This is a genomic window from Halomonas daqiaonensis, assembly GCF_900109725.1.
Lineage (GTDB): Bacteria > Pseudomonadota > Gammaproteobacteria > Pseudomonadales > Halomonadaceae > Halomonas > Halomonas daqiaonensis.
On the sequence record NZ_FOBC01000008.1, the window covers coordinates 57554 to 69682 of the forward strand.

Sequence of the window (12129 nt, forward strand, 5' to 3'; positions counted from 1 at the left end):
ACTCCGTCATGAAGTCTTTCTATCCATTGGCAGCAGCTGTCCCTGCCCCGATTCGGCATGTTTCACGTGGAACATCGCCACTTGGGTATCCGGCTGCCAGAGACCCGCCAGCGCATGGGGATCGACGCTAGTGATGAACACCTGGCAGCGCATGCGCTCCAGCCAGGCACAGAAAATCCTGCGATGCTCGCTATCCAGCTCGGCAGGCAAGTCGTCGATCAGGTAGATACAGGTATGGCCTGTCATTGCCTCGAGCAGACGCCCTTGGGCCAGTTTAAGAGCACTTACCACCAATTTCTGCTGTCCGCGAGAAAGCACTTCCACTGCCGGACGCTTGCCGAGACGGATGCCCAGCTCCGCCCTCTGCGGCCCTTGCTGGGTGAAGCCCATCTGTCGGTCGGTGTCACGCCCGTAGCAAAGAATTTCTGCCAGCTGTCGCTTGCGATCCCAGCCGCGCGAATAGCGTAGTGACAAGCCAGGCAGCGTGATCAGCTCGGCCAGCGTGTCCTCAAATACCGGCAGGAATAGCTCGACCCAATCGCTACGCATCCCATCTAACCGGTCGCCCCAGTGCACCAGTTCCTGTTCCCAGGCATCCAGGGAAGCATCAGATATTCTACCATGCCTGAGAAGGGCATTCCGATGTTTCAGCGCACGCCGGAAACGTTTCCAGACATCGAGAAAATCGTGTTTCACGTGAAACACGCCCCAGTCGAGAAACTCGCGTCGCCCAACCGGCGGGCCCTCCAGAAGACGGAAGGCATCAGGGTTGATCAGCTGCAACGGCAGGGTCTCTACCAGGCGCGAGACACGGTCAAGCCTCTCACCCGACAGGCGCATCTCCAACTCCCCACCCTCGCGATGCCGGCGTATGCCGATGGTCATCGCAGGATTACCGGCCAGGCGGCCATGCAGCGTCATGGCATCAGCATCGTGAGCAATGACATGACCAAGTCGCCGAGCGCGAAAGGAACGGCCCATGCCGAGGACATGAATACCCTCGAGCAGGCTGGTCTTGCCGCTGCCATTGGTGCCGGTGAAGAGATTGATGCGGGGCCCTGGAATAAGGTCCACGGCCTGCAGATTTCGCAGACCATGGAAGGCAAGGCGTTCGAGAGGCATCAGGCAGGATCAACCGCGGTGGTGATGGCACACAGCACAGGCATCACCAGCCGGCGCCTCAGAGGCGCATCGGCATGACGACGTACATGGCGTCGCCACCACCAGGCTCTTCCATCAGTGCACTGCTGTTGGGATCGGCCAGGGTCATCTGCATCCGATCCTCGTCCAGCACACCGAGCACGTCGACGAGATAGCCGACATTAAAGCCAATTTCCATCGCCGGCCCGCTGTACTCGATGGCGACGTTTTCCTCGGCCTCTTCCTGCTCGGGATTGTTGGCCATAACACGCAGATTGCCTTCCTCGAGATTCAAGCGCACGCCACGGTACTTCTCGTTGGAAAGGATGGCTGTGCGGGACAGCACCTGGCGCAGCTCGGCACGGTCAGCAATGAAGACCTTGTCGCCGCCGCGAGGTACTACCCTCTCATAGTCAGGAAACTTGCCGTCGACCAGCTTGGACGTGAAGGTAAAATCACCGGTATGGGCCCGCACATGACTGGCCCCGAGGGTCAGACTCACCGGCTCATCACCGTCATCAAGCAGGCGCACCAGTTCCAGGACTCCCTTTCTCGGCATTATCAACTTCTGGGAAGGCTCCACCTGGATCTCAGCCGGACGCGAGCACACGGCCAGGCGATGGCCGTCGGTAGCCACGGTACGCACCAGGTTGTTACCCAACTCGAGCAGCATGCCATTGAGGTAATAACGGACGTCCTGCTGTGCCATGGCGAAGGAGGTCGAATCAATCAGATGCTTGAGAGTGCCCCGTGGCAGGCTGAACTCCACGTTGCCCTGATCATCCTCTATGTTAGGGAACTCTGCCACAGGCAGGGTCGAGAGGGTGAAGCGCGAACGACCACTGCGCAGTACGGCCCTCCCCTCCTCGAGGGAGAGCTGTATCTCGGACTGATCGGGTAGCGACTTGCAGATATCCATGAGCTTGCGGGCCGGCACGGTCGCCGATCCCTGCTCTTCCACCAGGATGGCGGCGGTACGACCGATCAACTCGACCTCCAGATCGGTGCCGGTGAGAGACACCTGATCCTGATCGACCTGGATCAGCACGTTGGAGAGTACCGGCAGGGTCTGGCGTCGCTCCACCACGCCGGCAACCAGCGTCAGCGGGCGCAGCAGCGCTTCTCGGGAGATGGAAAATTTCATGTCGGCTCCACTACTTGTCCTGGTGGGATTGAGGCCGGCGACCCGACCGCTGGTATTCCGTTCAGCTGGTCAACAACCGCAGCAGATTCTTGTAGTCCTCGCGAATATCCGCGCTTTCCTCCTGCAACGCCTTCACCTTGCGGCAGGCGTGCAGCACCGTGGTGTGATCTCGACCACCGAAGGCATCTCCGATCTCCGGCAGGCTATGATTGGTCAGCTCCTTGGCCAAGGCCATAGCCACCTGCCGAGGCCTGGCCACCGAGCGGGAGCGACGCTTGGAAAGCAGGTCGGAAAGCTTGATCTTGTAGTACTCGGCAACGGTCCGCTGGATGTTATCCACACCGACCTGCTTGTCCTGAAGCGCCAGAAGATCCTTGAGGGACTCGCGGATGAAGTCCTGGGTGATCGTCTTGCCCATGAAGTGGGAGTCGGCGATCACCTTCTTCAGGGCACCTTCCAGCTCACGCACGTTGGAGCGGATCTTCTGGGCAATGAAGAAGGCGGCGTCGTGAGGCAGATCGACATTGGCCTGATCGGCCTTCTTCATCAGGATCGCCACCCGAGTCTCCAGCTCCGGCGGCTCGATGGCCACCGTCAGTCCCCAACCGAAACGCGACTTCAGGCGCTCCTCAACCCCACTAATTTCCTTGGGATATCGATCCGACGTGAGGATCATCTGCTGGCCGCCCTCGAGCAGCGCATTGAAGGTATGGAAGAACTCCTCCTGGGAGCGCTCCTTCCCGGCGAAGAACTGGATATCATCGATCAGCAGGGCATCGACGCTGCGATAGAAGCGCTTGAAATCGTTGATGGCATTGAGCTGAAGTGCCTTTACCATGTCGGCCACAAAGCGCTCGGAATGCAGATAGACCACCCGTGCATTCTCGCGTCGTGTCGCCAAGGCATTACCCACGGCATGCATCAGGTGGGTCTTGCCGAGGCCGACTCCCCCGTAGAGGAACAGCGGATTATAGGCGCCGCCGGGATTTTCGGATACCTGGCGGGAGGCGGCCCTGGCCAGCTGGTTGGACTTGCCCTCAACGAAGGTCTCGAAGGTAAAATTGGGGTTGAGGCCACTATTGTGCTTGAGGCTCCCTTCCACCTGCACCTGGCGCTCGCCGCCGCGTCGCTGACCACCACTCTCCTCGCGCAACTGATCGATCTCGCGCTCGTCACCGACTTCCCCGCGGGAAGAAGGCACTTGAACTGCCGGTGCTGCGGGGGTGCGCGCCGCCGAGACCGGATTACCCAGCTCACGAGGCTGGGGGTTAGGTGCTGCGCGGCGACTGCCGACGGTCAGCACCACCTTTGGTGGCTTGGCGGGCGAAAGCTCGCGCATCAACTCGCTGATTCGCTTGGCATACTTGTCGCTGACCCAGTCACGCACGAAGCGATTCGGCGCAAGCAGGCATAACTGGTTGGACTCCCCTTCCTCCGCTTGCAGCGGGCGGATCCAGGTATTGAACTGCTGGGAGTTCAGTTCGTCCTGCAGGGTATCCAGACATTGTTGCCAGAGAGCCAGTGACACGCGACCTCACCATTGCATTGAAAACGACCGCCCATTGTATCGTTCAGACAACGGGTTATCCACATGCCAGCACCACACGCCGTTCTGTGGAAAACCCCACTGCGACCCGCAAAGACTGTGGAGCTGCTGAGCCCGGAACCTACGGGTCAAGCCTGTTGTGTCAACAGTCGAGGCAGAAGATATTCACAACATCCCCATCTTGTCCACAGTAAAACGAGGCTAGTAGGTGACTGATACCAAAAGCTTATAGTGGATTGTTCACAATACATATCCCCATTAGTGATAACAGGGGTCACATCTCCCGCGATGATCACCAGGAGCGCCGGTAACCGGACACCCTCACCTCTCGCCCTGCCGGCAGCATGGGATCGCAAGGAAGAATTGCACCGCGAGGCTGAAATCACTACAATTTCCGGTCTTGAACCGAATACACCCGGGTCCGCCAGCGGCATCCGGATGCCTCCTAATGATCCAATTGTTCCGAAAACCACGTGGGAATAACGAGTTATGAAACGTACTTTTCAACCCAGCGTCCTCAAGCGCAAGCGCATGCATGGCTTTCGTGCACGCATGGCCACCAAGAACGGTCGTGCCGTACTGGCCCGCCGTCGTGCCAAGGGCCGCAAGCGCCTGAGCGCCTGAACGCGGCCCTCGCGTGCCTAGTCAGGGCTATCCCCGGCAGTTGCGACTGCTGACCGCCGGGGATTATCGGCGTGTCTTCGAAACAGCTGTATTCAAGGTTCACGGCAAGGGGCTGATGGCCCTGGCCTCTCCCAATGGACGAGGCTATCCACGTCTTGGCCTGATCTTCAGCAAGAAGAATGTTCGCAGAGCCGTCGACCGGAACCGCCTCAAGCGCATCGTGCGCGAATCCATCCGGCTTCAGCAGCATCGTCTGCCCTCGGTGGATATCGTGGTGCTGGCAAGACGAGGAGTCCATGAACTGGACAATCCCACCGTGCATCGACAGCTCCACGGAATGTGGCGCCGCCTGGAAAAAGAAGCACGCAGGTCGTCCCCTGGGATGGACTTGCCCAGCCAGGAATCCGGCGACGCGGGCCGCGAACGATGACCGGTACCTCAGCGTGCCAGTGCATCCCGGAGCCTGCATGAGCATCACTGCCATCTTCGCTGCGATCCACCATGCTGACGCTTCGAATGCAGCCAGCCTGCACGCGTTATCCAGCCTGCCCTCGGCAGGCTTTCGTGTATCTCGGGTGTGCGACCTGCGTTGCGCCATCGGAATGTTCACTCCCCATCGGGCAGACCCCTCATGGACGTAAAACGACTTCTCCTCGTGATTCCCCTGGCGGTACTCGCCTACCTGTTGATCGTGCAGTGGAATCAGGACTACGGACAGGTGACCCCTGAGCCGCAAGCTCCCGCCATCTCGAGCAGTGCCTCGGAAGGGGCTAGCCAGGATCCGGCGTCGTCGGGTAGCGACGACCTCTCGGTACCCGCGACCGCAAGTTCGACGGACGACATGACCGGAGATATTCCCGGCGAAGCTGTTTCTCCGTCGGGTAGCCGTGATCTGGTGGCCGTCGTCACCGACGTGCTAGATGTACGCATCGACCCACAAGGCGGGGATATCGTCTATGCGGCGCTGCCCCAACACCGCTTCAGCCTCGATTCCGAACGACCCTATGTGCTGCTGTCCGACAGCGAGAGCCGAAGCTATGTAGCACGCTCCGGCCTTCAGCTCGAAGGACACGAGGGCCGCATCACCTTCACCCCCGAGACGACCGAGTACCGGCTGGGCGCGAACGATGAGCGTCTCGAGGTCGACCTGTCTGCCGAGGTGAATGGCGTCGACGTGATCAAGCGCTTCACCTTCGAGCGTGACAGCTACGCGGTGGACGTGAACTACTTCCTGGCCAACAACACCGAGGAGCCGGTCACGGCCCGCTTCATCGGCCAGCTGGCCCGCGACAACAGCAGTGACCCCTCCAGCGGTCCGGCCCTGGGAATGCAGTCCTTCCTCGGCGCAGCCTACTCCACACCGGAAGATCGCTACCTGAAGGTCGACTTCGAGGAGATCCAGGAAGGCGCCTTCAACAACCGCGATGTCGAGGGTGGCTGGGTCGCCATCATCCAGCACTATTTCACCTCAGCCTGGGTCCCCGCCCAGAACCACCAGAACCTGTTCTACGCCACTACCGATTCCCGTAACCGCAACGTGGCGGCCTTCGCCGGCCCCACCAGCAACGTGACTGCTAACGGCGAAGCTACGCTGGGTGCGACCCTCTACATGGGCCCCAAGATACAGGAGCGCCTCGAAGCCATAGCTCCCCACCTTGAGCTGACTGTGGACTTCGGCTGGCTGTGGTTCATCGCCAACCCGCTCTTCTGGCTGCTGGACCAGATCCACGACCTAATCGGCAACTGGGGCTGGTCCATCGTCCTGCTGACCCTACTGGTGAAACTGGCCCTGTGGCCGCTTTCCGCCAAGGCTTACAAGTCCATGGCCCGCATGCGCAAGCTGGGCCCGGAAATGCAGCGTCTCAAGGAGCAGTTCGGCGACGACCGCCAGAAGATGTCTCAGGAGATGATGAAGTTCTACCAGAAGGAGAAGATCAATCCTCTGGGCGGCTGCCTGCCTATCCTGGTGCAAATGCCGGTGTTCATCGCCCTCTACTGGATGCTGCTGGAATCCGTGGAGCTGCGCCACGCGCCCTTCATGTTCTGGATCCAGGACCTGTCGGTTAAGGATCCCTACTTCATCCTGCCGATCCTGATGGGCGCCTCGATGTTCGTCCAGCAGATGCTCAACCCGACGCCTCCGGACCCCATGCAGGCGAAGATCATGAAGATGCTGCCTATCGTCTTCACCTTCTTCTTCCTGTGGTTCCCAGCCGGCCTGGTCATTTACTGGGTGGTCAACAACTGCATTTCCATCGTTCAGCAGTATGCGATTACCCGCAAGATCGAGGCCGACCCGAGTGTCGGCAAGGGCATGAAGACCAAGTAGCGCGGCGTTTCCGCCACCTTCAGACCCCCGCCACGGCGGGGGTCTGGCGTTTACGGGACCTGACCCAGACAATGTTTCCCTTCCAGCCCAGGAGCCGCCGATGACCGCAAGTTTTCATGATCAGGACACCATCGCCGCCCTGGCAACGCCTCCGGGACGCGGCGGTGTGGGCATCATCCGCGTCTCCGGTCCTGCCTGCGCGACGATCGCCGAGGCCATGACCGGCCGTTGCCCTGCACCGCGATATGCCCACTATGGTCCCTTCCGGGGCGAATCCACGGTGATCGACGAGGGCATCGCGCTGTTCTTTCCCGGCCCGCACTCCTTCACCGGCGAAGACGTGCTGGAACTGCAGGGTCACGGCGGCCCGGTGATCATGGATCTGCTGCTCGAGCGCTGCGTGCAGCTGGGGGCGCGACTCGCCCGTCCCGGAGAGTTCTCGGAGCGAGCCTTTCTCAACGACAAGCTGGATCTGGCCCAGGCCGAGGCCATCGCCGACCTGATCGAGGCCAGTTCCCGGGGGGCGGCAGAGAATGCCCTGCGCTCCCTGCAGGGCGAGTTCTCGAATCGCGTAGCGTCACTGGTCCAGCGGCTGATCGAACTGCGCATCTACGTCGAGGCGGCCATCGATTTTCCAGAGGAGGAAATCGACTTCCTCGCCGATGGTCATGTCGCTACCAGACTGGCCGAGGTCCAGCAGGAACTGGCTGAGGTGCGGGACGCAGCCGGACAGGGGGCCCTGATGCGCGAAGGCATGAGCGTAGTGATCGCCGGGCGTCCCAATGCCGGCAAGTCGAGCCTGCTCAACGCGCTGACCGAACAGGATACCGCCATCGTCACCGACATCGAGGGCACCACCCGAGACGTCCTCCGCGAGCATATCCATCTGGATGGCATGCCCCTGCACGTCATCGACACGGCGGGCCTGCGCGATACCCCGGATGCCGTGGAGAAGATCGGGGTCGCCCGCGCCTGGGAAGAGATCGAGCAGGCCGACCGAGTACTGCTGCTAGTGGATGCCGCCACCACCGAAGCCATCGACCCCATGGCCATCTGGCCCGAATTCGTGGCACGCCTCCGGGATCCCTCGCATTTGACGCTGGTGCGCAACAAGATCGATACCAGCCACGAATCTCCCGGGATCGATGTTGACGCTGCTACTCCGGTGATCCGGCTATCGGCCAAGAGCGGCGCGGGGCTGGAGAGCCTCAAGGAGCACCTCAAGTCGGTAATGGGCTACGCCGCGACCACCGAAGGGCGCTTCTCGGCCCGGCGGCGGCATCTGGAAGCCCTGGATCGGGCACGCCGGGCCCTCGACAGCGGCGAAGCGCAGCTAGCCGGCTACGGGGCCGGTGAGCTGCTTGCCGAGGACCTGCGTGATGCCCAGCAGGCCCTGGGTGAAATCACCGGCGAATTCAGCGCAGATGACCTGCTGGGAGAGATCTTCGGCAGCTTCTGCATCGGCAAGTAGGCAGTCCTCTACTCTACTCCCCTCCCTACTCCCCTACCCACCAGTCACCACGATGACGGCAGGTCGCGCCCAGCAGCGGTGTAACCTGCCGCATGGCGGCTTCCAGCCGCGTATCAAGCCCCCAGGGCGGGTTGATCACCAGCATGCCACTGCCGACCATGCCGCGCTCACCCTCCTTGGGTTCACGCAGCCTCAGCTCGCTGCGCCAGATCTTGCGCAGCCCTCCCTCGCGGAGCCCTTCCAGCAACTCACGGTGACGACCGGCGGGCAACAGGGGATACCACACCAGCACGATGGCATGACGCGCCCGGCGCATGGCCTCGAGTACCGCTTCGGCAACCTCGCCATATTCCGCCTTGCGCTCATAGCTTGGGTCGACCAGCACACAGAGCCGTGGCGTGGCCACCGGCAGGCACTTCACCAAGCCCTTGAGACCGTCACCAAGGATGCGCTGCACATTGTCGGGCAGTTCCTGACGGGCCAGGTAACCATGTTCGCCAGCGTGAAGTTCGAAGAGCATCAACCGATCCCGAGCACGCAACCGATCCGACAGCCACCAGGGCGAGCCAGGATAGTGATCGAGACTACCGTCCCGCTCCTGAACCCGTTCGACAGCGGCCAGCCAGTCACTGAGCAGCGGGTTGTCAGCCAGGCGCTCCCTCGCCTGCCATAGCCGGGCGATACCCTCGCGGTATTCTCCGAGTCTCGCGGTCTCTTCGGCAGACAGCGGGTAGAGGCCACGGCCGGCATGGGTATCTATATACGTAACGGGAGATGTTTTACGTAAGAGATGGTCGATAATCGCAAAAAGCGTCAGATGCTTATGAACGTCGGCGAAATTGCCCGCATGATAGGCATGCTGATAGGAAAGCATGGAAGGAGATCCGTGAGTCGGCAAGACAAAAGGGCCCGCCACTGAAAGCCAGTGGCGGGCCCGGTTGGTACGGCGTCAGTAGATCGGCTTACTGTTGCTGGAAGCGGTCCTGGATGGGCGTCAGGGTGATCTCCACTCGACGGTTCTGGGCCCGGCCCTGCTCGGTATCATTGCTGGCTACCGGCTGGTTCTCGCCATAACCGCGCATGTTCAAGCGGTTCTGCATCACGCCGGACTGGGAAAGGTAGTTACCCACCGCTTGGGCACGACGCTCGGAGAGCCGCTGGTTATAGCTTGCATCGCCGGTACTGTCGGTATGACCACCAATGTTGACCAGGGTGTCGGGATACTGCTGCAGCACCGCGGCCACATCGTTGAGCGCATTACGTGCGTTGGGGGTCAGATCGCTGGAGTCGAAACCGAAGGTCACCTCACTCGGCATGTTGAGCACGATATCGTCACCGCGGCGATCGACTCCGATGCCGGTGCCCTGGGTGCTCTGCCGGAGCTGTTCCTCCTGGCGATCCATGTAGGCACCGATCCCCCCGCCCGCGGCGGCGCCCACGGCTGCACCGATCAGGGCGCGATCACGGCGGCTGGTACTGCCGTCGCCACTGAGGGCACCGGCGGCAGCACCGACGGCGGCGCCAATAGCCGCACCCGTTCCGGTCTGGCTACGCTGGGTCTGGCCGGTATAGGGGTCGGTGGTAGTACAGCCCACCAGCAGCACGGCGGCGGCTAGGGGGGCCATAAAGCGAAATGATTTCATCATGGGTCATTATCTCCTCGGTAGACGAGTTCTTCCTTGCCTGGCCGAAACTCGCTGATCAGGGCCAGCAACTCGTTCAAGAATAGCAGACCTTGGTCAGATGCCTGCAGCCTGCCTGCATCTTCCACAAGAAGTCCTTTTTCGCGGGCCGCGCTCAACCGGGAAAGTATCGCCTGTGACCCGCGTCCGGTATGGGCACTCCAGGTCGACAGTGGCACGCCCTCTATCAGGCGCAGGGCATTCATGGCGAACTCAAGCGGCAGCTCTCGCTCATCGATATCGACGTGACCCGCCACGAAGCCACGCGGATCATTGATGCGGCGAAGATAGGCCTCGGGCAGCCGTGATTTCCAGCGACGCTGGATCTGCAGGCCCTCGGCACCAGGTATGCTGAGCTTACCGTGGGCGCCGGCTCCGATACCCAGATAGTCACCAAACTGCCAGTAATTGATGTTGTGTCGCGAGCCTCCGCCGGGACGCGCGTAGGCGGAAATCTCGTAGCGCTCAAGGCCTGCGGCCTCGAGGCGTTCGTGGCCCAGATCCTGGATGTCCCACAGGACCTCTTCCACAGGTAGCTTGGGAGGAAAGGCGTGGAATTCGGTATTCGGCTCCAGAGTCAGTTGATACCAGGAAATATGCTCCGGGGCGAGGGATAGCGCCTGGTCAATATCAGCCAGCGCCAGCGCCGGCGTTTGTCCGGGAAGTCCATGCATCAGGTCGAGGTTGAGGTTATCGAAGCCCGCCTGGCGCGCCTCCTCGACCGCGGCCACGGCATCATCACCACCATGGATACGCCCCAGCGCCGCCAGCTGTGTGTCCTGGAAGCTCTGCACACCTAGCGACAGCCGGTTGATCCCCGCCGCCCGGTAGCCGGCGAAACGTCCCCGCTCCAAGGTACCGGGATTCGCTTCCAGGGTAATCTCGACTTCCGCTGCCAGCGGAAGTCGGCTCGCCACGGCCGCCAGCAGCCGCTCGTAGAAGCCGGCCGACATCAGGCTCGGGGTACCGCCGCCGATGAAGATGCTCACCAGTTCACGATCCGCGACCAAGGGCAGGTCGGCCTCGAGATCCGCGACCAGAGCCGCGAGGTAGCTAGACTCCGGCAGCTCGGCGCTGCGCCCGACCCCATGGGAGTTGAAGTCACAATAGGGGCACTTGCGCACGCACCAGGGCACGTGAATATAAAGCGACAGCGGCGGCACGCCGGGAGATGAAGGAGAAGGAGTTCTCATCGCTGGCAGTGCCCGGCGTCCATCGCCACCACCAGCGCCTGCAGGGCCCGGCCCCGATGGCTGAGACGGTTCTTCTCCTCGGCGCTGAGCTCGGCGGCACTCGCACCCTGGTCGGGAAGCCAGAACAGCGGGTCATAGCCGAAGCCCCCCTCACCGCGGGGAGCCTGCAGGATCTCGCCTTCCCAGCTGCGTTGCACGATCAAAGGTACCGGGTCCTCGGGATGACGCAACAGCACCAGCACACACCAGTAGCGAGCCCTGCGACCCCCCTCCGGAACCTCGGCCATGGACGCCAGCAGTCGGGTGTTGTTGCGCGCATCACTCTTCGGCTCTCCGGCATAGCGTGCGGAGTAGATGCCGGGTGCCCCGTTCAGAGCATCGACCTCAAGGCCGGAATCATCGGCCAGCGCCGGCAGCCCACTGAGACGACTGGCTTCCCGGGCCTTGAGCAGGGCGTTCTCGACGAAGGTCAGGCCAGTCTCCTCGACGTCGGCCACACCGAAGTCGGATTGAGGACGAACATCGAAACCCAGCGGAGCGAGCAGTTGGTGAAACTCGCGCAGCTTACCGGCATTACCGCTGGCCAGGACCAGCAGGGCTGGGGGCATGGTCGGTTCTCCAGACGAACAATGGATATCCATTTTACGAGCCGAAAGCGGCAGGGGAAACGGCCCGACAAGGAAATGGGAGATGTCATCCATATAGATGGCTTTTTTAATGCTTGATAATGAGATATCGAATCGCACAACTCCGAGCACCAGGCTGAATTTTCTTGGCAGCCGGTCTTCCCAAGCGCACGTCCGAACCCTCTCCTAGCGTCAAGTCCTTGATCGTGCAATTTAATGAGCCAGATAGAAGCAAAAACACATATAAATGGGTTTTTGTTATAACAAAATGTTAGTAACGAAAAATTACATTCTTTACGAGACTAAGATCTAGTGTGGCGTTTGTGCCACAAATTGCTGATTGCCTCATCAGAAATTTAACCGCTCCTTTTGGA

General features: G+C 61.2%; 11 protein-coding genes. 4 read left to right on the forward strand and 7 right to left on the reverse strand.

Translation table 11 applies throughout. The features are described from left to right. Window positions 1–6: 6 nt before the first annotated feature. From recF to dnaA, 3 genes are all read right to left on the reverse strand, one after another. A complete protein-coding gene (gene recF / locus BMY30_RS08180; RefSeq protein ID WP_089712426.1) occupies window positions 7–1122 on the reverse strand; it encodes a DNA replication/repair protein RecF in 1116 nt (371 codons plus the stop codon). A gap of 58 nt (window positions 1123–1180) precedes the next feature. Further along, window positions 1181–2284 (reverse strand): DNA polymerase III subunit beta, encoded by a 1104-nt coding sequence (gene dnaN / locus BMY30_RS08185; protein ID WP_089712428.1) that lies wholly within the window; start codon window positions 2282–2284, stop codon window positions 1181–1183. A gap of 61 nt (window positions 2285–2345) precedes the next feature. Continuing rightward, on the reverse strand, window positions 2346–3812 hold the full coding sequence (dnaA, locus tag BMY30_RS08190) for a chromosomal replication initiator protein DnaA (protein ID WP_089712429.1): 1467 nt from the start codon (window positions 3810–3812) through the stop codon (window positions 2346–2348). Window positions 3813–4319: 507 nt separating this feature from the next. Between dnaA and rpmH the strand changes: the two genes are divergently transcribed. From rpmH to mnmE, 4 genes are all read left to right on the forward strand, one after another. Next, window positions 4320–4454: a 50S ribosomal protein L34 gene (gene rpmH, locus BMY30_RS08195; protein ID WP_027960517.1), complete on the forward strand. Its 135-nt coding sequence runs from the start codon at window positions 4320–4322 to the stop codon at window positions 4452–4454. 13 nt (window positions 4455–4467) lie between these two features. Further along, entirely contained in the window at window positions 4468–4884 is a 417-nt protein-coding gene (rnpA, locus tag BMY30_RS08200) for a ribonuclease P protein component (protein WP_089712431.1), read from the forward strand. Between the two features lie 201 nt (window positions 4885–5085). Next, window positions 5086–6783 (forward strand): membrane protein insertase YidC, encoded by a 1698-nt coding sequence (gene yidC, locus BMY30_RS08205; protein WP_089712434.1) that lies wholly within the window; start codon window positions 5086–5088, stop codon window positions 6781–6783. A 100-nt stretch (window positions 6784–6883) separates the two neighbouring features. Beyond that, complete coding sequence (gene mnmE / locus BMY30_RS08210) at window positions 6884–8254, forward strand: tRNA uridine-5-carboxymethylaminomethyl(34) synthesis GTPase MnmE (RefSeq protein WP_089712436.1); 1371 nt, start codon at window positions 6884–6886, stop codon at window positions 8252–8254. Window positions 8255–8279: 25 nt separating this feature from the next. Here mnmE and BMY30_RS08215 read toward each other — a convergent pair whose 3' ends face one another. The 4 genes from BMY30_RS08215 to rdgB all read right to left on the reverse strand — a co-directional run bounded on the left by BMY30_RS08215 (window position 8280) and on the right by rdgB (window position 11737). Continuing rightward, window positions 8280–9128: a 23S rRNA (adenine(2030)-N(6))-methyltransferase RlmJ gene (locus tag BMY30_RS08215; protein WP_089712437.1), complete on the reverse strand. Its 849-nt coding sequence runs from the start codon at window positions 9126–9128 to the stop codon at window positions 8280–8282. Between the two features lie 88 nt (window positions 9129–9216). Continuing rightward, window positions 9217–9900 (reverse strand): YiaD family glycine zipper/OmpA-like lipoprotein, encoded by a 684-nt coding sequence (locus BMY30_RS08220; protein ID WP_425283429.1) that lies wholly within the window; start codon window positions 9898–9900, stop codon window positions 9217–9219. Beyond that, complete coding sequence (hemW, locus tag BMY30_RS08225) at window positions 9897–11129, reverse strand: radical SAM family heme chaperone HemW (RefSeq protein WP_089712439.1); 1233 nt, start codon at window positions 11127–11129, stop codon at window positions 9897–9899. The genes BMY30_RS08220 and hemW overlap by 4 nt, the downstream gene beginning before the upstream one ends. Continuing rightward, window positions 11126–11737 (reverse strand): RdgB/HAM1 family non-canonical purine NTP pyrophosphatase, encoded by a 612-nt coding sequence (gene rdgB, locus BMY30_RS08230; protein ID WP_170840098.1) that lies wholly within the window; start codon window positions 11735–11737, stop codon window positions 11126–11128. Before rdgB ends, hemW begins: the two co-directional genes overlap by 4 nt. Window positions 11738–12129: the final 392 nt, after the last annotated feature.

Excerpts from the sequence above, each read along its gene's own strand:
- recF (WP_089712426.1), bottom strand. The coding sequence starts at position 1,122 with ATGCCTCTCGAACGCCTTGCCTTCCATGGTCTGCGAAATCTGCAGGCC.
- BMY30_RS08220 (WP_425283429.1), bottom strand. The coding sequence starts at position 9,900 with ATGATGAAATCATTTCGCTTTATGGCCCCCCTAGCCGCCGCCGTGCTG.
- BMY30_RS08215 (WP_089712437.1), bottom strand. The coding sequence starts at position 9,128 with ATGCTTTCCTATCAGCATGCCTATCATGCGGGCAATTTCGCCGACGTT.
- rdgB (WP_170840098.1), bottom strand. The coding sequence starts at position 11,737 with ATGCCCCCAGCCCTGCTGGTCCTGGCCAGCGGTAATGCCGGTAAGCTG.
- rpmH (WP_027960517.1), top strand. The coding sequence starts at position 4,320 with ATGAAACGTACTTTTCAACCCAGCGTCCTCAAGCGCAAGCGCATGCAT.
- hemW (WP_089712439.1), bottom strand. The coding sequence starts at position 11,129 with ATGAGAACTCCTTCTCCTTCATCTCCCGGCGTGCCGCCGCTGTCGCTT.
- dnaN (WP_089712428.1), bottom strand. The coding sequence starts at position 2,284 with ATGAAATTTTCCATCTCCCGAGAAGCGCTGCTGCGCCCGCTGACGCTG.
- mnmE (WP_089712436.1), top strand. The coding sequence starts at position 6,884 with ATGACCGCAAGTTTTCATGATCAGGACACCATCGCCGCCCTGGCAACG.
- yidC (WP_089712434.1), top strand. The coding sequence starts at position 5,086 with ATGGACGTAAAACGACTTCTCCTCGTGATTCCCCTGGCGGTACTCGCC.